Origin of the sequence: Obesumbacterium proteus (assembly GCF_001586165.1) — a bacterium.
Classification (GTDB): domain Bacteria; phylum Pseudomonadota; class Gammaproteobacteria; order Enterobacterales; family Enterobacteriaceae; genus Hafnia; species Hafnia protea.
In genome coordinates, this window is record NZ_CP014608.1 from 1472455 (window position 1) to 1496074 (window position 23620).

Annotated in this window: 19 protein-coding genes; 17 read left to right on the plus strand and 2 right to left on the minus strand. The window is 50.1% G+C overall.

The genetic code is table 11. From position 1 onward, the window contains the following. The first annotated feature begins 216 nt into the window (after positions 1–216). The 12 genes from glaH (at position 217) to DSM2777_RS06895 (ending at position 15050) form a co-directional block, all read left to right on the plus strand. Positions 217–1194, plus strand: coding sequence for a glutarate dioxygenase GlaH (glaH, locus tag DSM2777_RS06840; protein ID WP_061553510.1), 978 nt, complete (start codon positions 217–219; stop codon positions 1192–1194). A gap of 85 nt (positions 1195–1279) precedes the next feature. After that, positions 1280–2539 (plus strand): L-2-hydroxyglutarate oxidase, encoded by a 1260-nt coding sequence (lhgO, locus tag DSM2777_RS06845; protein ID WP_061553511.1) that lies wholly within the window; start codon positions 1280–1282, stop codon positions 2537–2539. A 49-nt stretch (positions 2540–2588) separates the two neighbouring features. After that, positions 2589–4037, plus strand: coding sequence for an NADP-dependent succinate-semialdehyde dehydrogenase (gene gabD / locus DSM2777_RS06850; RefSeq protein WP_061553512.1), 1449 nt, complete (start codon positions 2589–2591; stop codon positions 4035–4037). A gap of 73 nt (positions 4038–4110) precedes the next feature. Continuing rightward, entirely contained in the window at positions 4111–5394 is a 1284-nt protein-coding gene (gabT, locus tag DSM2777_RS06855; RefSeq protein WP_061553513.1) for a 4-aminobutyrate--2-oxoglutarate transaminase, read from the plus strand. A gap of 142 nt (positions 5395–5536) precedes the next feature. Further along, complete coding sequence (gabP, locus tag DSM2777_RS06860) at positions 5537–6937, plus strand: GABA permease (RefSeq protein ID WP_061553514.1); 1401 nt, start codon at positions 5537–5539, stop codon at positions 6935–6937. Positions 6938–7066: 129 nt separating this feature from the next. Then, the gene (gene csiR / locus DSM2777_RS06865) at positions 7067–7738 is read left to right on the plus strand and encodes a DNA-binding transcriptional regulator CsiR (RefSeq protein ID WP_061553515.1); all 672 of its coding nucleotides are present in this window, start codon (positions 7067–7069) and stop codon (positions 7736–7738) included. An 845-nt stretch (positions 7739–8583) separates the two neighbouring features. After that, the gene (locus DSM2777_RS06870; protein WP_040045428.1) at positions 8584–9240 is read left to right on the plus strand and encodes an HAD family hydrolase; all 657 of its coding nucleotides are present in this window, start codon (positions 8584–8586) and stop codon (positions 9238–9240) included. Next, positions 9237–9824 carry a molybdopterin adenylyltransferase gene (gene mog / locus DSM2777_RS06875; protein ID WP_040045427.1) on the plus strand — a complete coding sequence of 196 codons (588 nt, stop codon included), beginning with the start codon at positions 9237–9239 and terminating at the stop codon, positions 9822–9824. The genes DSM2777_RS06870 and mog overlap by 4 nt, the downstream gene beginning before the upstream one ends. A 165-nt stretch (positions 9825–9989) precedes the next feature. Continuing rightward, complete coding sequence (locus DSM2777_RS06880) at positions 9990–11324, plus strand: MFS transporter (protein ID WP_046359712.1); 1335 nt, start codon at positions 9990–9992, stop codon at positions 11322–11324. Between the two features lie 212 nt (positions 11325–11536). Continuing rightward, the gene (locus DSM2777_RS06885) at positions 11537–12301 is read left to right on the plus strand and encodes a transcriptional regulator NanR (protein WP_025801409.1); all 765 of its coding nucleotides are present in this window, start codon (positions 11537–11539) and stop codon (positions 12299–12301) included. A gap of 201 nt (positions 12302–12502) precedes the next feature. Further along, positions 12503–13402 (plus strand): N-acetylneuraminate lyase, encoded by a 900-nt coding sequence (gene nanA, locus DSM2777_RS06890; protein ID WP_046359710.1) that lies wholly within the window; start codon positions 12503–12505, stop codon positions 13400–13402. A 154-nt stretch (positions 13403–13556) separates the two neighbouring features. Continuing rightward, positions 13557–15050, plus strand: coding sequence for an MFS transporter (locus DSM2777_RS06895; RefSeq protein ID WP_061553516.1), 1494 nt, complete (start codon positions 13557–13559; stop codon positions 15048–15050). A gap of 93 nt (positions 15051–15143) precedes the next feature. On the opposite strand, the gene satP is transcribed toward DSM2777_RS06895, so the two are convergent. After that, entirely contained in the window at positions 15144–15743 is a 600-nt protein-coding gene (satP, locus tag DSM2777_RS06900; protein ID WP_061553517.1) for an acetate uptake transporter, read from the minus strand. Positions 15744–16191: 448 nt separating this feature from the next. Here satP and dnaK point away from each other — a divergent pair, with 448 nt between their 5' ends. The 4 genes from dnaK (at position 16192) to nhaR (ending at position 21882) form a co-directional block, all read left to right on the plus strand. Next, on the plus strand, positions 16192–18102 hold the full coding sequence (gene dnaK / locus DSM2777_RS06905) for a molecular chaperone DnaK (RefSeq protein WP_025801413.1): 1911 nt from the start codon (positions 16192–16194) through the stop codon (positions 18100–18102). A gap of 121 nt (positions 18103–18223) precedes the next feature. After that, the gene (gene dnaJ, locus DSM2777_RS06910) at positions 18224–19354 is read left to right on the plus strand and encodes a molecular chaperone DnaJ (RefSeq protein ID WP_061553518.1); all 1131 of its coding nucleotides are present in this window, start codon (positions 18224–18226) and stop codon (positions 19352–19354) included. A gap of 222 nt (positions 19355–19576) precedes the next feature. Beyond that, complete coding sequence (gene nhaA / locus DSM2777_RS06915) at positions 19577–20761, plus strand: Na+/H+ antiporter NhaA (RefSeq protein ID WP_061553519.1); 1185 nt, start codon at positions 19577–19579, stop codon at positions 20759–20761. Positions 20762–20979: 218 nt separating this feature from the next. After that, the gene (nhaR, locus tag DSM2777_RS06920) at positions 20980–21882 is read left to right on the plus strand and encodes a transcriptional activator NhaR (protein WP_025801416.1); all 903 of its coding nucleotides are present in this window, start codon (positions 20980–20982) and stop codon (positions 21880–21882) included. 68 nt (positions 21883–21950) lie between these two features. Here nhaR and rpsT read toward each other — a convergent pair whose 3' ends face one another. Further along, complete coding sequence (gene rpsT, locus DSM2777_RS06925) at positions 21951–22214, minus strand: 30S ribosomal protein S20 (protein ID WP_008814663.1); 264 nt, start codon at positions 22212–22214, stop codon at positions 21951–21953. Positions 22215–22655: 441 nt separating this feature from the next. On the opposite strand from rpsT, the gene ribF reads away from it, so the two are divergent. Beyond that, positions 22656–23594, plus strand: a complete 939-nt coding sequence (gene ribF / locus DSM2777_RS06930) for a bifunctional riboflavin kinase/FAD synthetase (protein WP_046460120.1) — start codon at positions 22656–22658, stop codon at positions 23592–23594. Positions 23595–23620 lie beyond the last annotated feature (26 nt).

The following is a 23620-nucleotide window of genomic DNA, read 5'->3' on the forward strand; positions in this document are numbered from 1 at the left end:
ATTGTTTAATTTTCATTATCTTAAATAAACCTCTCTATTTATCCCCTCTTATAAATGTAAAATAATTGTGTATTCTTGATCACAAAAAATAAACATTTCTGCTTTTTTTATACGCAATTTTCCAAAATGTAGATATTTTTAAATTATGGCTACGAAATGAGCATGTCTGGAAATTGCTCTGCCGATATTAATTTTCTGCAATGAGGATACTTTCTGATGAATGCGTTAACCGCCGTAAAGCAGGATATCTCTGAAGCTAAAACCAAAGGGCAGGGCTTTACCGTTCGCCCGTCGGCACAGTCGCCACGCATGCTTGAACTCAATTTCGATGCCGCTACCACGCAACGTTTTTTAGAACTGGTGGCCGAATGGCCCGTGCAAGCGCTGGAGTACAAATCATTCCTGCGTTTTCGCGTGGCGAAAATCCTTGATGAACTCTGTGGCAACCAGCTTCAGCCGCTGCTGCTCAATACCATTCTGGCGCGAACTCAAGGTGCGTTGCTTATTGGTGCTGAGGGTATCGACCACGTCGAGCAGGCGGATGAGATGGTTAAAATTGCTACCGCGGTGGCGCATCTTATCGGGCGTTCCAACTATGACGCCATGAGCGGCCAGTTCTATGCGCGTTTTGTGGTTAAAAACGTGGATAGTTCAGATAGTTACCTGCGTCAGCCTCATCGCGTATTGGAATTACACAACGATGGCACCTTCGTTGATGAAGTGACTGACTATGTGCTGATGATGAAAATCGACGAGCAGAATATGCAGGGCGGCAATTCCCTTTTGCTGCATCTGGATGACTGGGAGTCACTCGATAAATTCTTCAGCCACCCGTTGGCGCGTCGCCCAATGCGCTGGACTGCGCCGCCAAGCAAAAATGTCACCCAAGATGTTTTCCACCCGGTATTTGATGTTGATGGGCAAGGGCGTCCGGTAATGCGCTATATCGATCAGTTCGTTCAGCCAAAGGATTTTGAAGAAGGTAATTGGTTGAGTGAGCTGTCAGATGCGCTCGAAGGCAGTCGCAATATCGTTTCGGTTCCGGTTCCGGTCGGCAAATTCCTTTTGATTAATAATTTGTTCTGGCTGCATGGTCGCGATCGCTTTACCCCACACCCAGATTTGCGCCGCGAACTGATGCGTCAGCGCGGATATATCAGCTATTCCACCTCGCACTATCAGGCTGGGCAATAAGCTTCGGCTTCATTTTTGATTAACCGAGCGTGCTCTTGTTAGAGCCAGAGAGCACGCAAGAGAGTCTGAGGAAGGAATGAGCCGGATGTATGACTTTGTGATCGTTGGCGGCGGCATCATTGGGATGTCGACTGCCATGCAGTTGATCGGCGTCTATCCAGATGCCCGCATTGCTTTGCTGGAAAAAGAGAGCGGCCCTGCGTGCCATCAGACCGGCCACAATAGCGGTGTGATTCACGCGGGGGTTTATTACACGCCCGGTAGTTTAAAAGCCAAATTCTGTTTGGAAGGTAATCGGGCGACCAAAGCCTTTTGTGATGAAAACGGCATTCGCTATGACACCTGCGGGAAAATGCTGGTGGCAACGTCCGAGCTAGAAATGCAGCGTATGCGTGCGCTGTGGGATCGCACTGAAGCCAACGGCTTAGAGCGCTACTGGTTGAGCGCGGAAGAACTGCATGAGCGCGAGCCCAACATCGTCGGGCTGGGCGGTATTCTGGTTCCCTCCAGCGGGATCGTTAGTTACACCGAAGTCACACAGGCAATGTCAGATCGTTTCCGTGCCGCAGGTGGCGAGATCGTCTATAACGCCGAAGTTACCGCGCTGCGGGAACATGCGCAGGGCGTGATCGTAACGACGACGGCGGGCGATTATGAAGGATCTAACCTGATCACCTGTTCAGGGCTGATGGCAGATCGTTTGGTGAAAATGCTGGGTGTCGATCCCGGTTTTATTATCTGCCCGTTCCGCGGCGAATATTTCCGTCTAGCGCCGCAGCATAATCATATTGTTAATCATCTCATTTATCCGATCCCCGATCCGGCAATGCCGTTTCTCGGCGTGCATCTGACTCGCATGATCGACGGCAGCGTAACCGTGGGGCCAAACGCCGTGCTGGCATTTAAGCGCGAAGGCTATCGCAAACGTGATATTTCACTGAGCGATACGCTGGAAATATTTGGCTCTTCCGGTATTCGCAGCGTGATGCGGCAAAACTTCAAATCCGGTCTGGATGAGATGAAAAATTCTCTGTGCAAAGGCGGCTATCTCAAACGCGTGCAAAAGTATTGCCCAAGCTTGACCAAACAGGATCTTCAGCCCTATCCCGCCGGTGTGCGTGCTCAGGCCGTTTCCCCCGATGGCAAACTGATTGATGATTTTCTGTTTGTGACCACCCCTCGCAGCATTCATGTCTGTAATGCGCCGTCACCAGCGGCAACCTCGGCGATCCCGATTGGCACGCATATTGTAGGCAAAGTTCAGGCGCTACTGGCAGGGCAAACCCATAACGGTCGCACCTTAACCTCGGCAATTAACGATAAATCGTCTTTGGCCACCGTATAAACGTCATCGAATAACAAAAGCTAATTTACTGATGAATAAGGAATTCGCTATGCAACTTAACGACCCAACGCTTTTTCGCCAGCAGGCTTTTATCCAAGGAAAGTGGTGTGACGCAGAAAGTAAGAAAACCATCGATGTGACAAACCCCGCTAATGCTCAGCTTTTGGGCACCGTGCCCAAAATGGGGGCAAATGAAACGCGCACGGCGATAGAAGCGGCGAATCAGGCGTTGCCTGCATGGCGTGCCTTAACCGCCAAAGAACGTGCGACGATCCTGCGCCGCTGGTTCGATCTCATGATGGCTAACCAAGACGATCTCGCCAAGCTCATGACGCTAGAGCAAGGCAAGCCGTTGGCTGAGGCCAAGGGTGAGATTGCCTATGCCGCCTCTTTTATTGAGTGGTTTGCCGAAGAAGGTAAACGCATTTATGGCGATACCATTCCAGGCCATCAGGCAGACAAACGCCTTATTGTGATCAAACAGCCGATTGGCGTTACCGCTGCGATCACCCCGTGGAATTTTCCAGCGGCAATGATCACGCGCAAAGCAGGACCTGCGCTTGCCGCTGGCTGCACCATGGTGCTCAAACCCGCGAGCCAAACGCCGTTTTCAGCATTGGCACTTGCTGAGTTGGCCCAGCGCGCAGGGATCCCAGACGGCGTATTTAACGTGGTGACAGGCTCGGCCAGCGAAGTGGGGAATGAGCTCACGGGCAACCCGCTAGTGCGCAAGCTTTCGTTTACCGGATCGACCGAAATTGGTCGTCAATTGATGCAACAGTGCGCTAAAGACATCAAAAAAGTCTCGCTGGAGCTGGGCGGAAATGCGCCATTCATCGTGTTTGATGATGCTGATTTGGATAAAGCAGTTGAAGGTGCGCTGGCCTCTAAGTTTCGTAATGCAGGACAAACCTGCGTGTGTGCCAACCGCCTCTATGTTCAGGATGGGGTTTATGACGCTTTTGCTAAAAAGCTACAGGCTGCGGTTGAAAAACTTACGTTGGGCGATGGCTTAGCGCAGGGCGTAACAACCGGCCCGCTGATTGATGAAAAAGCGGTGGCGAAAGTGAAAGAGCACATTGAAGACGCGCTGTCGAAAGGGGCTCGCATTATTACCGGCGGTCAGCCACATGAATTAGGCGGTAATTTCTTCCAGCCCACCATTTTAGTGGATGTTCCTGCGAGCGCTAAAGTTGCCAAAGAAGAGACTTTTGGCCCGCTGGCTCCGTTATTCCGTTTTAAAGATGAAGCCGATGTGGTTGCGCAGGCCAATGATACCGAATTTGGCTTGGCGGCTTATTTTTACGCGCGCGATCTCAGCCGCGTATTCCGCGTGGGCGAAGCGCTGGAGTACGGCATCGTAGGGATCAACACCGGCATTATTTCGAATGAAGTCGCGCCTTTTGGCGGGATCAAAGCCTCTGGCCTTGGCCGCGAAGGCTCGAAGTATGGCATCGAAGATTATCTCGAAATCAAATATATGTGCATCGGCTTGTAAATAGAACTGATCTTACTTTTTAACACCAACAGAGCGGCATCAGCCGCCTACCCGAACACTGAGAGGACACCTGATGAGCACAAATAAAGAACTGATGCAGCGCCGCAGTAATGCCATTCCACGCGGCGTGGGGCAGATTCATCCCATTTTTGCCGAGCGAGCAGAAAACTGTCGCGTATGGGACGTCGAAGGGCGCGAATATCTGGACTTTGCCGGTGGGATTGCGGTTCTGAATACGGGCCATTTGCATCCCAAAGTGGTCGCTGCGGTTGAAGCTCAGTTGAAAAAACTGTCGCACACCTGCTTCCAAGTGTTGGCCTACGAACCGTATTTAGAACTGTGCGAAATCATGAACAAGCGCGTTCCGGGCGATTTTGACAAGAAAACGCTGCTGGTGACGACGGGCTCTGAAGCGGTAGAAAACGCGGTGAAGATTGCCAGAGCTGCCACTAAGCGCAGCGGAACCATCGCTTTTAGCGGTGCTTATCACGGACGTACTCATTACACCTTGTCGTTGACCGGCAAAGTAAACCCTTACTCAGCGGGCATGGGCTTAATGCCTGGGCACGTATTCCGTGCTTTGTATCCTTGTGAATTACACGGCGTCAGCGACGATGATGCCATCGCCAGTATCCATCGCATCTTCAAAAACGACGCTGCGCCGGAAGATATTGCCGCCATCGTTATCGAACCGGTGCAGGGGGAAGGAGGATTCTATTCAACCTCACCTGCCTTTATGAAACGCCTGCGCGAACTGTGTGATGAGCACGGGATCATGCTGATTGCTGATGAAGTACAAAGTGGTGCCGGGCGCACCGGAACGTTGTTTGCGATGGAACAGTTAGGCGTTGCTGCCGATCTCACCACCTTTGCGAAATCTATCGCGGGCGGTTTCCCTCTCGCTGGCGTGACAGGCAAAGCCGAGATTATGGATGCCATCGCGCCGGGCGGACTGGGTGGAACCTATGCCGGTAGCCCCATTGCCTGTGCGGCAGCCCTAGCGGTGCTTGAAACCTTTGATGAAGAAAATCTGTTGCAGCGCGCCAACGATGTGGGGCAGAAGCTGAAAGATGGCCTGCTCAACATCGCTGAAATTCATCCAGAAATTGGTGATGTGCGTGGTCTTGGCGCAATGATTGCGATTGAGCTGTTCGAAAACGGCGATGTGCATAAACCGAATGCCAAACTGACGGCAGAAGTGGTGGCGCGGGCGCGTGATAAGGGGCTCATCCTGCTGTCATGCGGGCCTTACTATAACGTGCTGCGTATTTTGGTTCCGCTCACGGTGAGTGACGCGCAGATCAAACAGGGTCTGGATATTATCGCCGAATGTTTTACCGAGGCTAAGAAAAACTAAGCGCAACGAGGTGCTTGTAGTTATGCGAGTAGCACCCGTCATAAAGGAAGTCTGATGGCTAAATAATAACAATGCGCGTGCTCCGGCGCGGGAATGCCGGAGCGCTCTCCCTAAGTGCAAAACTTTCGAGAGGGTTCGAATTATGGGTCAGATTGCAGAAACAAACTCGCTGGGAGGCGGGCTGAAGTCCCGCCATGTCACCATGCTGTCCATTGCTGGTGTTATCGGTGCTAGCCTATTTGTTGGCTCAGGCGTTGCGATTTCACAGGCGGGGCCAGCGGTATTACTGTCTTATCTTTTCGCTGGTTTGCTGGTGCTGTTGATTATGCGCATGCTGGGTGAAATGGCGGTGGCGTCGCCGGATACCGGCTCCTTCTCAACCTACGCCGAACGATCTATTGGCAAGTGGGCAGGATATACCATCGGTTGGCTCTACTGGTGGTTCTGGGTTTTGGTGATCCCTTTGGAAGCCAATATCGCCGCTATCATTCTTAATTCTTGGCTCCCTGTGGTGCCTATCTGGCTATTTTCATTACTCATTACCGTGGCATTAACCGGCAGTAATTTGCTCAGCGTTAAAAACTACGGCGAGTTTGAATTTTGGTTGGCGCTGTGCAAAGTGGTCGCCATTCTGGCCTTTATCGTGGTGGGCACGATTGCCATCACCGGATTTTATCCGCATGTTCAGGTTAGCGGCGTATCTCGACTTTGGGATCACGGCGGCTTTATGCCAAATGGTTTTGGGGCAGTGATCAGCGCCATGTTGATCACCATGTTTTCTTTTATGGGCGCGGAGATCGTAACGATCGCGGCGGCTGAATCAGATACCCCAGACAAGCATATTGTGCGGGCGACCAACTCTGTGATTTGGCGTATTGCGATCTTCTATCTGTGTTCGATCTTTGTGGTGGTGGCGCTGGTGCCTTGGAACGCGCCGGAGCTGAAAACCGTGGGATCTTACAGCTCGGTGCTGCAACTGCTGCATATTCCGCACGCTAAATTGATCATGGACTGCGTGATCCTGCTATCGGTCACCAGCTGTTTAAATTCGGCGCTGTATACCGCTTCGCGCATGCTCTATTCACTGAGCCATCGTGGTGATGCACCCGCCTTCATGGGAAAAACTAACCGCAGTAAAACGCCTTATGTGGCGGTTTTATTGTCTACCGGCGCGGCGTTTTTGACGGTCATTGTTAACTATTATGCCCCCGCCAAGGTGTTTAATTTCCTGATCGCCAGTTCTGGCGCGATTGCGTTGCTGGTGTATTTAGTGATTGCGGTTTCTCAACTGAGAATGCGTAAGATCCTGTTAACACAAGGCAACGAGCTTAAGCTTAAAATGTGGCTGTATCCCTATCTGACTTGGACGGTGATCCTGTTTATCACCTTCGTGTTAGTGGTAATGATGTTTAGGCCAGAGCAGCGTATTGAAGTCGTTTCTACCGTACTGTTGGGGATTGCTATCATCTGCACGGTGCCGATTATGACTCGCTGGAAGGCGCTGTTTCAGTGGCAAAAACAGCCTCAGCAGAGTTTGAGGTAACGAAGGGGCTTGCTAATAATCTTGATGCGCCGGTTCGGTCAGTACTGAAACGGCGCATTTTCGTATAAGAGATCCTGCAACTTTGGTAGGTTATTCTTTTTGCTTAGTGGCTATTTGGGAGCTATGCCTATGACCGCCTCTTTACCTTATTCCACGTTTGACGGTTATCAATGGCTGAAAAGAGACATCATCCGCGGTATCTATCAGCCGGATGAAAAGTTACGCATGAGTCTGCTGACGAGCCGCTATGGGCTGGGCGTCGGCCCGCTTCGCGAGGCGCTCTCGCAGCTGGTGGCAGAACATTTGGTGACGGTGGTTAGCCAAAAAGGCTATCGCGTTGCCTCGATGTCGCAGGCCGAGCTGCTCGATATTTTCGATGCTCGAGCCAATATGGAATCGATGCTGGTGCAGTTGGCGATTGAGCGCGGCAAAGATGATTGGGAAGCGGAGATCCTTGCGCGTTCCCATATGCTTGCCAAACTAGAGGCCAGTGATGCCAGCGAAGATTTGCTGGATGAATGGGATCAACGTCATCAGGCATTTCATACGGCGATTGTTGCCGGATGCGGATCGCAATACCTGCTGCAAATGCGCGCCAGATTGTTTGATCTCGCGGCGCGCTACCGCTTCATTTGGCTGCGCGAAACCGTGCTTTCCGTGGAGATGTTAGAGAATAAACATCATGAGCATGATGAACTGGTGAAGGTGATTTTAGCCCGTGATGGAAAACGCGCCGGTGAACTGATGAGACAGCATTTGCTCACGCCGATACCGATTATTCGGGAGGCAATGCGGGGATAAGTGTTTTAGATATGGGGTAAGTTACATCCGCCTAAAATACTGAACTCCATATTTAAACTGTGCAGGCGTCCGAGGAAAGGTTGCTAGCGCAATCTCTCAATTATTCATGCTTGAATATTTTTATATTGGGGTAAGTTACGTCCGCCTAAAATCCCGAATTCTACCTGTGCATGGTGCAGACGTCCGTGTTAGGGGGCCAATCGCCGCCCCCTAACAACCCGGCTTGGCACCCCCTTCCAGCCCGCTACGCGGGTGCCCTCATTTCATCATTCCGGTCTTAACGGAACGAACGGCAATCGCCATCCTGGCTCCTCCGTTCTTTCGCCGACGTCCCTGTCGGCGAATCCTAACCGGCATGATTCACTCGGCTGTCCGGTAATGTGCCAGATAAGGTCAAACCCAAAAGACAAAAGACAAAAACTCTATCTGTTTTTAAGTTTAAGTTATGGCATTTAGAGCAGTGAAAACAGGATGTTTTCACGAGGGGAGGAGGCGCCAAGGATGGCGCATGCCGACCCGACGCGGAGATGGCGTCTCGGATAAAAGCGCGAGGATTGAAGGGGCGCGCGCTGGCGCCCCTCATCGGACGCCTTCATTGATGTATCAATGGAGTTCGGTATAAATCGGCGGACGAAACCTTACACCGTATTTGCATGCATGTTTAACGGACGAAATCTTGCACCGTAACCACATACACCTCTGGTGAATAGGCGAGAAAGGAATACCCTGTCATCACTCCTTGCCACCTCTCCCCCCACAGTTTATTCCGAATTTTTGATTCACAAACCAGACGGATCTACCGTAACTCTTATACTTGGTTAATCGTTCTCTAAGAGGAATTCGCTATGTGGAAAAAACAATTTGCCGCCGTTTTTCTGGATATGGATGGCGCTCTTTTGGATTCAGGTAACCATGCTCAGCAGGTGTGGATGCAGTGGGCGCAGCAGCACGGCATTGATGAGGCATTGCTGGGAGAACAGATTCATAGCCAACGCGTGCAGGAAATCGTGCGCCGTTTAGCTCCTCACCTTGATACCCTGCAAGAGGTGAATGCGCTGGAGGCGGCGCTGTTGCAAATGACTCAGCGTCATCAAAGCCAATTGCAGCAAGGCGTTTCTGAGCTGCTACAGGCGCTAGGTGAAACGCCGTGGGGCGTGGTGACACAGTCCCATCGTGCACGTGCAGAAGCACAGTTGCAGCAGGCCGGTATGCAGCGTCCACCGCTGATGGTGGGGGCTGAGCAGGTGTCGAGCGGTCGGCCAGATCCTGAACCGTACCTACTCGCCGCCAGTTTTTACGGCGTAGATCCGCGTGATTGCCTGGTGTTTGAAAGCGATGAGGCTGGAATTAAAGCCGCACAAGCGGCCGGAATGACGGTTATTGCTATCACCAATCGCCATCAACGACATCATTTACAGCGTGCAGATGTGGTTATTAGCGGCTGGCGTAGTATTATTCTGCATCCCCAGCGTCAAGGAATAGTCATAGAGGTAGTTGCATGAATGCATTGCGTATAGGTCTGGTCTCGATTTCCGATCGTGCTTCCAGCGGTGTTTATCAGGATAAAGGTATTCCAGCTTTACAAGAGTGGTTGGAGCAGGCGCTCACCACGGAGTTTACGCTGGAAACGCGGTTAATCCCCGATGAACAAGTCATGATCGAGCAGACTTTGTGCGAGCTGGTTGATGAAATGGGCTGTCACTTAGTGCTGACCACCGGTGGAACTGGCCCTGCTCGCCGCGATGTGACGCCGGATGCAACGTTAGCGGTCGCCGATCGCGAAATGCCGGGGTTTGGCGAACAGATGCGTCAAATCAGTTTGCACTATGTACCGACGGCGATTTTGTCGCGTCAGGTGGGCGTGATCCGCAAGCAGGCGTTGATCATCAATTTGCCGGGGCAGCCTAAGTCGATCAAAGAAACGCTGGAAGGCGTGAAGGATGAAAACGGTAAACCCATTGTGCATGGTATTTTCGCGAGCGTGCCTTATTGCATCCAGCTATTAGACGGTCCGTATGTGGAAACCGATCCGCGTGTAATAGCAGCTTTTCGCCCTAAAAGTGCGCGCCGCGAAACAATCGACTGAAATTGAACTCATTGCGGCATAAGATTCAGTACGACTAGCCAGTCACCCAGTAACGTTATATTAATTATTTTGCATTACAACTTTGTAACACGAAGCCGTGATGCCGGTTTATAACCACACAACATCGCAAAATAATATGAAAAATAACGTACTGGGCTGGATCTTATGGAACAAAATCATAATCGCCGTTTAAATCGGCAGGACTACAAGACTTTGACGTTGGCAGCCTTGGGCGGCGCGTTAGAGTTCTACGACTTCATCATTTTCGTGTTCTTCGCGGCGGTTGTCAGCGATCTCTTCTTCCCAGTCGATATGCCCGAGTGGCTGCGTCAAGTGCAGACCTTCGGGATTTTTGCCGCCGGTTATCTGGCTCGCCCGCTTGGTGGGATCATCATGGCGCACTTTGGTGACAAAGTCGGGCGTAAAAAAATGTTCTCTCTCAGTATCTTGTTGATGGCATTGCCAACGCTGGCGATGGGGATGCTGCCGACTTATCAAAGTATTGGTATTGCCGCACCGCTGTTGCTGTTGCTGATGCGCGTGCTTCAGGGAGCAGCGATTGGTGGTGAAGTGCCGGGCGCTTGGGTATTTGTGGCCGAGCATGTGCCGCGTAAACGCGTTGGATTTGCCTGCGGCACCTTAACCGCCGGATTAACCGCCGGTATTTTGTTGGGATCGCTGGTGGCAACTCTGCTCAATACGGTGATGAGCCAAGACGCTATTCTGGCCGGTGGCTGGCGTATCCCGTTCTTCTTAGGTGGGATCTTTGGCCTGTTTGCGATGTATCTGCGCCGCTGGTTACAAGAAACGCCGATTTTTGTCGAAATGCAGGCGCGTAAAGCGTTGGCCGAAGAGATGCCGTTGAAAACGGTGGTGAAAAATCACCGCACCGAAGTGGCTATTTCAATGCTGCTCACGTGGCTGTTGTCGGCCGGTATTGTGGTGGTGATCCTGATGACGCCAACCTATTTGCAAAAACAATTTGGCATTTCACCGGCGCTGGCGTTGCAGGCTAACTGCTTAGCGACGATTGCATTGACGGTGGGCTGCGTGATTGCAGGGCGTTTAATCGATCGTTTTGGCGCCAGCAAAACCTTTATCGTTGGCAGCTTATTTTTAGCTGTGTGCAGCTGGACGTTTTACCACTCGGTAGCCGCTGGCGTCAGCGCTGAGCACTTATTCCTGGGCTATGCGTTGGCGGGATTCAGTGTGGGTATCGTGGGCGCGGTGCCTTATGTCATGGTCAGAGCGTTTCCTGCCGAGGTGCGTTTTAGCGGAATTTCATTCTCCTATAACGTGGCCTACGCCATCTTCGGGGGATTAACGCCGATTTTTGTTACGCTAATCATGAAAGTGACGCCGATGGCTCCGGCATATTATGTGTTGGCGCTGTCACTGGTTGGATTGTTGCTGGGGCTCTATTTACAGCGTGATTTAAACAGCGAGGCTCATGCCGAAAATAAGCCGTTAGTGCCATCGGGGCACCAAGAACACAGCTAAATCACCATCGTAAACGCTCTGCCACCGTGGCAGGGCGTTTTTGCTTAGGGTGAACATCACGCTTTCAACATTCCTGCTTGCTTAGCCGCCTCATTTTTCCTATGTTATGATTCAAGCGAACTTTCTCTTCTCGGCCCAGTAGGTTTATTGAAATATCATAGACTTCCTGCGATTGGATTTATTACTGACGGAACCAGCCAGAACGTTAATTTATGAGCACATCAGACGATCGTCCTTTTGAAAAACCTGAAGCTATCGGGCATGCAATGCGCCGACGCCCAGTGCCTCGTAAAAAGCTGTCGGATGTGGTGGAAGAAGAGTTGGAGCAAATGATCCGTCGGCGTGAATTTGCCGAAGGTGAGCAGTTGCCTTCAGAGCGTGAACTGATGGCCTTTTTTAATGTGGGTCGTCCTTCCGTGCGAGAGGCGCTAGCTGCGCTAAAGCGCAAAGGGCTGGTGCAAATTAATAACGGCGAACGCGCCCGCGTTTGTCGTCCATCCGCAGATACCATCATTTCTGAACTTTCAGGCATGGCGAAAGACTTTCTCACCAAGCCTGGCGGTATCGCTCATTTTGAGCAGCTGCGTTTGTTCTTTGAGTCCAGCTTAGTGCGCTATGCCGCTGAATTTGCGACCGATGAGCAGATTGCGCGCTTGGGCAAGGCGCTGGAAATGAACAGCCAGTCGCTGGACGATAACGATCTATTTATTCGATCCGATATCGAGTTTCATCGTGAGCTGGCTGAGATCCCCGGCAATCCGATCTTCATGGTTATTCACGTAGCGCTGCTAGATTGGCTGATTGCCGCACGCCCAACGGTGTCGCTGGCTGAACTGCATGCCCACAACAATATTAGCTATCAGCAGCATATCGAAATCTATCAGGCGATCTGCAAGCGAGATCCCGACGCTGCGGATAAGGCTCTCAAATCCCATCTCAATAGCGTTTTTGCCGCCTATTACCCTGCCAAAAAATAACGATCTTTTTATTCCTCGCCGAGAATGACCTAAACGAGATCTTGTTCATCTTTAATCTTGAAAGAAGATCTTCTTCACTCGGCTTTATCTGAGATTGATCACATATCAAAGCGAATATCGCGCCAGTTCGTTTTTTAGGCTGGTATAACAGGTATAAAGGTATATCTTTGTGTGTATCAAATAAACAAATCAGAGGGTCTTATGTCGAAAAATCTCCATGGGGTGATGCCTGCGTTACTTACGCCGTTTAATCCACAACAGCAGTTGGATATTCCAAGCCTGCGCCGATTGGTGCAGTTCAACATTGCTCAGGGCGTAGATGGACTCTATGTGGGTGGGTCTACCGGTGAGGCATTTATCCAAAACTTGCAGGAGCGCGAGCAGGTATTAGAAGTCGTGGCGCAGGAAGCGAAAGGTAAGCTGACGCTGATCGCCCACGTGGGTGGGATCAGCACGCATGAAAGTCAAATATTGGCGGGCGCGGCAAAACGCTATGGTTTCGATGCTGTATCTGCTGTGACGCCGTTCTATTATCCGTTCAGCTTTGGCGAACATTGCGATCACTATCGCGCCATCATTGACGCGGCTGAAGGATTGCCGATGGTGGTGTATAACATTCCGGCATTAAGCGGCGTGAAACTTTCACTCGATCAAATCTCAACTCTGATTACCTTGCCTGGCGTTGCTGCGCTGAAACAAACTTCCGGTGATTTATATCAGATGGAACAAGTTCGTCGGGCGCATCCAGATAAAGTTATTTATAACGGCTATGATGAAATTTTCCTATCAGGGCTGTTAGCCGGTGCGGATGGCGGGATCGGCAGTACCTATAACGTGATGGGCTGGCGCTATAAAGGCATTATGCAAGCTCTCAAAGAAGGCAATATTTCTCAGGCTCAGTCGCTGCAAACCGAGTGTAATAAGGTGATTGATGTGCTGATTAAAGTCGGCGTATTCCGTGGGTTGAAAACCATTCTGCACTATATGGATGTTGTTGATACGCCGATATGTCGCAAACCTTTTGCACCGGTAGAAGAGCAGTATTTACCTGAGCTTCGCCAATTAGCCGCACAGCTGAGTGCAGAAAGAGCAGCACAATAACGCTGAACTTATTCTTATGCCTGTTAATTTCAATATGTGGGCCATAGGCTTCATCTTGAAATTTCAGGTATACCGAAAGAACTCTTACCCTACGATATAGAGCGCGGGCAATTTGATCGACTTTAAATAATTAGACCTGCGCCGGGAGTGCTTTATGAATAACACTACCCAAGATCTTCCGTGGTACCGACATATCAGCAAGTCACAATGGAAAGCGTTTTCAGCCGCATGGATTGGCTATTTGCTTGATGGTTTTGATTTTGTATTAATCGCTCTAGTATTAACTGAAATCCAAAGCGAATTTGGATTAACCACCGTAGAAGCAGCAAGTCTTATTTCAGCCGCCTTTATATCCAGATGGTTTGGCGGGTTATTATTAGGTGCTATGGGCGATCGCTATGGACGAAAATTAGCGATGATCACCAGCATCGTTTTATTTTCCGTGGGCACATTAGCCTGTGGTTTTGCTCCGGGTTTCACCACCATGTTTATTGCTCGACTCATGATTGGCATGGGCATGGCAGGTGAATATGGTTCCAGCGCAACCTATGTGATCGAGAGTTGGCCAAAACATTTGCGCAATAAAGCCAGCGGCTTTTTGATCTCTGGGTTTTCCATCGGTGCCGTTATTTCCGCGCAGGTATATAGCGTAGTTGTGCCTGTATGGGGATGGCGTGCGCTGTTCTTTATTGGCATTTTGCCAATTATCTTTGCGCTCTGGCTGCGTAAAAATATTCCTGAAGCAGAAGATTGGGAAAAGAAATTTGGTGATAAACAACCGGTAAAAACCATGGTTGATATTTTATACCGTGGCCCGCGTAAAGTGATGAACGTAATGATGACCGTGGTTGCATCGTTAGCGCTCTATTTATGCTTTACCGGAGATATTGGCAATCCATTTATTATCACGGTACTTGGTCTGATTTGCGCGGCTATCTTCATCAGTTTTATGGTGCAAAGCAGCGGCAATCGTTGGCCAACGGGCGTGATGCTCATGGTGGTTGTGTTGTTTGCCTTCCTTTACTCATGGCCAATTCAGGCGCTGCTGCCAACCTATTTAAAAACCGAGCTGTTATATGACCCGTCCACCGTGGCGCATATCTTGTTCTTTAGCGGATTTGGTGCAGCGGTTGGCTGTTGTGTCGGTGGTTTTCTCGGTGACTGGTTGGGTACGCGTAAAGCCTATGTCTACAGTTTGCTGCTTTCCCAGCTGTTAATTATCCCGGTATTTGCCATCGGTGGCGGAAGTTTGTGGACGCTTGGCATTCTGCTGTTCCTGCAACAAATGTTAGGGCAGGGGATTTCTGGGATTTTGCCTAAGCTGATTGGTGGATATTTTGATACTGAACAGCGCGCGGCGGGGCTTGGTTTTACCTATAACGTCGGGGCGCTAGGCGGAGCTTTAGCACCGATTCTTGGCGCAACGATAGCACAGCGTTTGGATCTGGGTACTGCGCTGGCTTCACTTTCCTTTAGCCTGACCTTTGTTGTTATTCTGCTGATTGGTTTGGATATGCCATCGCGCGTGCAGCGCTGGCTGAAGCCGGAAGGAATAAGAACGCATGATACGATTGATGGAAAACCATTTAGCGGCGCCATTGGGCGTACAGCAAAGAAAGTTTTAGCTGTGCCCGTTCCGCATAAGTAATTTCACATAAATTATGATGATAAAAAAAGCCCCGTATTGATTACGGGGCTTTTTGTTTTCTCGCGTTCTTTATATCAAGAAACGTACTGGAGATTACAGCTCAGCGGGGTGTGCGTTCGCTTTCGGGCATTTGCACTCGCCGATTGGCAGTACGGTGCGTCCAGCCTGTTCGTTGATCACTTCAGCCATGGCTAAGTAGATTGCGCTCGCGCCACACACGATGCCTTCAAAACCAGCAAAATGCAGAACCGCAGCGTTGCCGGTGATGTTGCCGTAGGCCAGCAGGAAGAACAGCACGGTCAGGCTCGCGAATACGAATTGCAGAACGCGGTTAGCGCCTAAAGTACCGAAGAACATGAACAGGGTGAAGATGCCCCACAGCGCCAGATAGGTGCCGAGGAAGCTTGCATCGCTGGCATCGGCCAGACCCATTTTTGGCAATAAGAGAATACCGACCAAAGACAGCCAGAAAGCGCCGTAGGACGTGAATGCGGTTAAACCGAAAGTATTGCCTTTTTTGTACTCAAGCAGCCCAGCTAAGATCTGAGCAAACCCTCCAAAGAAAACCCCCATAGAGATGATCACGGAAGTTAGAGGGAAAAAGCCTGCGTTGTGCAGGTTCAGCAAGACGGTGGTCATCCCGAAGCCCATCAGGCCTAAAGGACCGGGATTCGCCAACTTGTTGGTGTGCATAGAGCCTCTGTAATAAGAGAAGTTTAATGTAGAAACAAATAATCCAATGCAATTGACGTTGATATTTATATATTCAGCATCAATTAGTTAAGCATGGAAATTCATTGGTACGTGCCCGAGAACACAATGGTTTACGGCATTGTGGTTGTTTTCAACGATCGAGCGCGCGGCATAATAATGAGGAGTTAGAACATAAACAATGATCTTGTAGGTTAAAAAATCATATTTTTTTTAATCTCCCCCCTTGTTGTCCGCTTGAGCGACCCCATCTTACTTACAACGCAGTTGGTTACCGAGTAACCCTGTTTTAATTCAAGCTGTATGAGCCTTAGCCGCAACTTGAATGATTTAGGGAGTAGGTAGAAAAAAAGGCGGTTGAAAAGCAAAATATCGCCCCCACCTACGGTAGCAACGAGATTAATAACAAAATTCTTAGTGGAGATGTTCGATGGGCAAAATTATTGGTATCGACCTGGGTACAACTAACTCTTGTGTAGCTGTAATGGATGGAACTACCGCACGTGTGCTGGAGAACGCCGAGGGCGACCGCACCACTCCTTCTATTATTGCTTATACTCAGGACGGCGAAATTCTGGTTGGTCAGCCAGCAAAACGTCAGGCTGTGACTAACCCGCAAAACACTCTGTTTGCGATCAAGCGTTTGATTGGTCGTCGTTTCCAAGACGAAGAAGTTCAGCGCGATAAAGGCATCATGCCTTTCGGTATCGTAGGCGCTGACAACGGCGACGCATGGGTCGAAGTTAAAGGCCAGAAAATTGCTCCACCACAGATTTCTGCTGAAGTTCTGAAAAAAATGAAGAAAACAGCAGAAGACTTCTTGGGTGAGCCAGTAACCGAAGCGGTTATTACCGTTCCTGCATACTTCAACGATGCTCAGCGTCAGGCAACAAAAGATGCTGGCCGTATCGCAGGTCTGGAAGTAAAACGTATCATCAACGAACCAACCGCCGCTGCTTTGGCATACGGTTTGGATAAAGAAGTCGGCAACCGCACTATCGCCGTTTACGACTTGGGTGGTGGTACTTTCGATATCTCTATCATTGAGATCGACGAAGTTGACGGTGAAAAAACCTTCGAAGTTCTGGCAACCAACGGTGATACCCATCTGGGTGGTGAAGACTTCGACAGCCGTCTGATCAACTATCTGGTTGACGAATTCAAGAAAGAACAGGGCATGGATCTGCGCAATGATCCGCTGGCCATGCAGCGTCTGAAAGAAGCTGCTGAAAAAGCGAAAATTGAGCTGTCTTCTGCTCAGCAGACCGACGTTAACCTGCCGTACATCACTGCAGATGCGTCTGGTCCAAAACACATGAACATCAAAGTGACCCGTGCAAAACTGGAGTCACTGGTTGAAGATCTGGTTAACCGTTCTATGGAACCACTGAAAGTGGCTCTGAAAGACGCTGGCCTGTCTGTTTCTGACGTACAGGACGTTATCCTGGTTGGTGGTCAGACTCGTATGCCTATGGTTCAGAAGAAAGTTGCTGATTTCTTCGGTAAAGAACCACGTAAAGACGTTAACCCAGATGAAGCAGTGGCTATCGGTGCTGCGGTTCAGGGCGGTGTATTGACCGGTGAAGTTAAAGACGTTCTGCTGCTGGACGTTACCCCTCTGTCTCTGGGTATCGAAACCATGGGCGGCGTGATGACTTCTCTGATTGCGAAGAACACCACGATCCCAACTAAGCACAGCCAAGTGTTCTCAACCGCTGAAGACAACCAGTCTGCCGTGACTATTCACGTCATTCAGGGTGAGCGTAAACGTGCTGCGGATAACAAATCTCTGGGTCAGTTCAACCTGGATGGTATCCAGCCTGCACCACGCGGTATGCCGCAGATCGAAGTTACCTTTGACATCGATGCTGACGGTATCCTGCACGTGTCTGCTAAAGACAAAAACAGCGGTAAAGAGCAGAAGATCACCATCAAGGCTTCTTCTGGTCTGAACGAAGAAGAAATCCAGAAAATGGTTCGTGATGCTGAAGCTAACGCTGAAGCTGACCGTAAGTTTGAAGAGCTGGTACAGACTCGTAACCAAGCTGATCAGCTGGTTCATGGTACTCGCAAACAGTTGGAAGAAGCGGGCGATAAACTGCCAGCAGAAGACAAAACTGCGATCGAAGCTGCTTTGGCTGAGCTGGATACTGCAGCGAAAGGTGAAGATAAAGCTGACATCGAAGCGAAAATCCAGACTCTGGTTCAGGCTTCAAGCAAACTGTTAGAAATGGCTCAGCAGCAGGCTCAGGCCGGCGGTGCTCAGCAGGCAGATACCAGCGCTCAGAAAGATGACGACGTGGTAGATGCTGAATTCGAAGAAGTGAAAGATAAAAAATAATCGCCCTTAGCGGGCTAGGTAAAGGCGGTAGTGGTTAACCATTAAGCGTCGTTACTATTAACCGGCACGGGCGTCGAGGAAACTCAACGCCCGTGCAGTTATGTTAAGGGCAGGATAGAGAATGGCGAAAAGAGACTATTACGAGGTTTTGGGCGTATCCCGCGATGCGGAAGAGCGCGAAATCAAAAAGGCTTATAAACGCCTAGCGATGAAGTTCCACCCTGACCGCAATCAGGAAAAAGACGCTGAAGAAAAGTTCAAAGAGGTTAAAGAAGCCTACGAGATCTTAACCGATGCGCAGAAACGTGCAGCCTACGATCAATACGGTCATGCAGCCTTTGAACAAGGTGGTATGGGCGGCGGCGGCGGATATGGCGGCGGCGGTGCAGACTTCAGCGACATCTTTGGTGACGTGTTCGGCGACATCTTCGGCGGCGGTCGCCGTCAGCGTGCGACCCGTGGTGCAGATCTCCGTTACAACATGGAGCTGACGCTGGAAGAGGCGGTGCGCGGTGTGACCAAAGAAATTCGCATTCCAACTTTGGTTGAGTGCGAAATTTGTCACGGCAGCGGCGCGAAAAAAGGCACTGAGCCTGTCACTTGTCCAACCTGTCATGGTGCCGGTCAGGTACAGATGCGTCAGGGCTTCTTTACCGTACAGCAGCCGTGTCCACACTGTCACGGTCGTGGCCAGATTATCAAAGATCCGTGCAACAAATGTCATGGACATGGCCGCGTAGAGAAATCTAAAACGCTGTCGGTGAAAATTCCTGCGGGTGTTGATACCGGCGACCGTATCCGTTTAAGCGGCGAAGGTGAAGCCGGTGAGCATGGCGCTCCAGCGGGTGATTTGTACGTACAGGTTCAGGTTAAAGCACACCCAATCTTCGAACGTGAAGATAACAACCTGTTCTGCGAAGTACCAATCAACTTTGCGATGGCTGCTCTTGGCGGCGAGATTGAAGTTCCAACGCTGGATGGTCGCGTTAAGCTGAAAATCCCTGCGGAAACCCAGACCGGCAAGATGTTCCGCATGCGTGGTAAAGGCGTTAAATCTGTACGTGGTGGAAGTCAGGGCGACCTGCTGTGCCGCGTCGTGGTTGAAACACCGGTTAACCTGAACGAGAAACAGAAACAGCTGCTGCGCGAACTGGAAGAAAGCTTTGGTGATTCTTCGAGCGCGAATAACAGCCCACGTTCTAAAAGTTTCCTCGACGGTGTAAAGAAATTCTTCGACGATTTAACCCGTTAAGATTTTCTTTTAAAATAAGCAGTTAATAAAAATCCCCGCCTAATACGTGGGGATTTTTTTACATTAATGTGTGACGAATCTCACAAATAGCTCGGTTTTCCCTACGTTAATAGCACTTATAAACTACTTTTGCCGAAATAAAGTAATCCGTAAACTAACTGCATTAATTCGTTCTCTCGCCCATTATTAACGAATGTGTGTAAGGAGTTTCTGAGAGTGACTATGGTAACCCGTGCAATCCGCCAGTTTCTGCGCCTTGAGGCCGCTGGTGGCATTATTCTCATCATGGCCGCAATTGTGGCTTTAGTATTGGCAAACAGCCCACTGCACGATCTCTATCAGCAGTTCTTAAACTCACCGGTTCAGTTCCGTTTTATGGCGCTGGATATCAATAAAACGCTGCTGCTATGGGTGAACGATGGCCTGATGGCGATATTCTTTTTAGTGGTGGGGCTAGAGGTTAAGCGTGAACTGATGTGCGGATCGCTGGCCAGCCGCGAGCAAGCTATTTTCCCTGCTATTGCGGCGTTAGGTGGAATGCTGGCTCCCGCGTTGATTTATCTTGCGTTTAACCATGCCGATCCTGTGACCAGCCAAGGCTGGGCAATTCCAGCGGCAACGGACATTGCTTTTGCTTTAGGCGTTATGGCTTTGCTGGGGAATCGTGTCCCAACCAGCTTGAAGGTGTTTCTGCTGGCGTTGGCCATTATCGATGACTTAGGCGTTATCGTTATTATCGCCCTGTTTTATACCCATGAGGTTTCTTTGCCCGCGTTGGGTGTTGCCGCCGCGTCTATTGCGGTGCTGGGATATCTCAACTGGCGCGGCGTTGGCAAAAACTCCGTATATCTGCTTGTCGGTGCGGTGCTGTGGACTGCGATTCTTAAATCAGGTGTGCATGCCACGCTGGCCGGGGTGATTGTTGGCTTTATGCTGCCGATGAAAGCGAAAAACGGTAAACGTCCGGCGGAGAAATTAGAACACAGCCTGCATCCGTGGGTAGCGTATTTGATTCTGCCATTGTTCGCTTTTGTGAATGCCGGTGTATCTCTACAGGGCGTTTCGCTGGAAAATCTGACTGGCATTCTGCCTTCTGGGATTATGCTGGGCCTGTTTTTTGGCAAGCCGCTTGGGATCTTCCTGTTTAGCTGGGTAGCGGTAAAAATGGGCTTTGCTCGTTTACCCGAGAACATTAACTTCCAGCATATTTTTGCCGTTTCGGTGCTGTGTGGTATCGGCTTTACGATGTCTATCTTTATTGCTTCGTTGGCGTTTGCTGGCGGTGCGGCAGAGCTGGCAACCTATTCAAGATTAGGAATCTTGCTTGGGTCGACGGCAGCGGCTTTCGTGGGATACATGCTTTTGAGTCGCGTGCTGCCACGCCGAGCGGCTGTCGAGAATTCGTAGTTTTTCATAGGCGCTCTTGGTGAAAATGGAGCGCCTTTTGTAATCTGGCTCCCGTTGGGGAGGCTTCATCATAGGTGCTTAGCGGTTTTAGTGGCAAGATAAGCCATACGCCGCTGCGCCTTCTTGGTCGCACTGTTTGTGCTGCCTTTTTGATTTAAACACCGCAGCAATGTTCGCATCGTTTGTCACTATGCGGAAGGGAATAGGAGAGCACTATCGTGCGTCTGGCACATATCAATTTTAACCACCTGTATTATTTCTGGCAGGTTTGCAAAGAAGGGTCGGTGGTTGGCGCAGCTGAAGCGCTGTTTTTAACGCCGCAGACAATTACCGGGCAGATTAAAGCATTGGAAGAACGCTTGGGTGGAAAACTGTTCAAGCGCCAAGGCCGCGGATTAGTGCCTTCTGAGCTAGGACAGTTGGTTTTTCGTTATGCCGACCGCATGTTTATGCTTAGCCAAGAAATGCTCGACATTGTGAACTACCGCAAAGAATCCAACATGCTCTTTGACGTCGGCGTTGCCGATGCGCTGTCTAAACGCTTGGTCAGCCAAGTATTGGAAACCGCGGTTGCCGATCACGAGCAAATTCATTTGCGCTGCTTTGAGTCCACTCATGAAATGCTATTGGAGCAGTTGAGTCAGCATAAGCTGGATATGATTTTATCGGATTGCCCGGTGGACTCGAGCCAGCAAGAAGGGCTGTTCTCGGTAAAACTGGGCGAGTGCGGTGTGAGTTTCTATTGTCGTCAGCCGTTGCCTGAGCAGCCTTTTCCTGCCTGCCTTGAGCAACGTAAGCTGTTGATCCCAGGGCGCCGAACTATGTTAGGGCGTAAGTTATTAAACTGGTTCAATAGCCAAGGGTTGCAGGTGCAGATCCTCGGTGAGTTTGATGATGCTGCTTTGATGAAGGCGTTTGCTCAATTTCACGACGCTATTTTTGTTGCGCCGTCGATCTATGCGCAGGATTTATACGCGAACGACTCAGAAAACATCAAGGAAGTGGGGCGAATTGATAACTTGCAGGAAGAGTATTACGTGATTTTTGCTGAGCGAATGATTCAGCATCCGGCAGTACAGCGGGTTTGTAATAAAGATTTCTCAGCGTTGTTTAGCCGCTAGGCACCTTAGTCGAGACGTAAAAAAACCGGCCTAGGCCGGTTTTTTTCAAAGCTTTCAACGTAAAGCAATTACTGCATTGCGTTGATTTGCGCTACCAAGTTTGACTTATGGCGTGCAGCTTTGTTTTTGTGGATCAGGCCTTTACAAGCCTGGCGATCCACGATTGGTTGCATTTCGTTAAATGCGTTTTGTGCAGCGGCTTTATCGCCGGTTGCAATCGCCGCGTATACTTTCTTAAGGAAAGTACGCATCATGGAGCGACGACTAGCGTTGTGCTTGCGGCGCTTCTCAGATTGTACGGCGCGTTTCTTAGCTGATTTGATATTAGCCAAGGTCCAACTCCCAAAATATTCTATGAGGACAATTCAAAGGCCGAGAAATATGCCTTTTTAGCCCTCTGTTGTCAATGGATTTGTGCAAATAAGCGTCGCTTGTACGAACGACACTTTCGCGTTGTGATGGCGCGGGATTTTACCAGCTTTGTCCCTTGGAATACACCCTTTCGAGAGTTTTTTCCTGTGCGGTTGCTGATTATATCAGCGTTTGCAATAAAAGCGCAGGTTTATACCCCAGCATCTTGAAAGGCGATGAGGTGAGTAACGGATATGATTTTATCGAAAGACAAATAGAGTAGTAGAAATCATACGTTATGTATTTAACCGGCGGCTTATCTCCGGTATGGTGGCAGAATCCCTTTAAACTCTCTAATCGCTGGTTAACCTTAGTCTCTGTACAAGGTATAATCCGCCGATTTCCACTGTTTTGAGCCTGATATGGAGCTAATTCGCGGCATTCACAATCTACGGGCGCGCCACCATGGCTGCGTGCTGACGATCGGTAACTTCGATGGTGTGCACCGCGGTCATCAGGCCTTGCTGGCCCGTTTGAAGCAGGAAGGGAAGCGCTTGGGGCTGCCCGTCATGGTCATGATCTTTGAGCCCCAACCGTTAGAGCTGTTCAGCGCCGATAAAGCGCCAGCTCGCCTGACTCGGTTACGCGATAAATGTCGCTATCTGGCAGAAGCAGGAGTCGATTATCTCCTGTGCGTAAGTTTTGACCGTGATTTTGCGGCGAATTCAGCTCATGACTTTGTGAAAAAGTTACTCGTTGAAAAGCTCGGCGTAAAATATCTCATGGTCGGTGATGATTTTCGTTTTGGTGCAGGGCGTCAGGGCGACTATGAGTTGTTGAAACAGGCCGGAGAACAGTTCGGCTTTACCGTGACCAACTCTGACAGCTTTTGCGAAGGAAATAAGCGCATTAGCAGCACCGCCGTTCGACAGGCATTGCAGGAAGATAAGCTTGAACTCGCGGAAAGCCTTTTAGGCCATCCATACAGCATTTCTGGGCGCGTTGTGCACGGTGATGAAGTTGGGCGAACTATTGGTTTTCCAACCGCCAACCTACCGCTGAAACGGTTGGTTGCGCCGGTAAAAGGCGTTTACGCCGTTGATGTTTATGGGTTGGGAGCGACACCGTTGCCCGGTGTGGCGAATATTGGTACCCGCCCAACAGTCGCTGGCATACGTCAGCAGTTAGAAGTTCATCTGCTGGATACCACGATGGATCTCTATGGACGCCACATTGATGTGGTGCTCCGCGCAAAACTGCGCAATGAACAGCGTTTTGCTTCGCTTGATGCACTTAAGCAACAAATCGCCAATGATGTGGTGACGGCCCGAGAGTTCTTTGGGCTGGCGACACCGGTTTAATCTATATACATATGCCCGAGTCATAA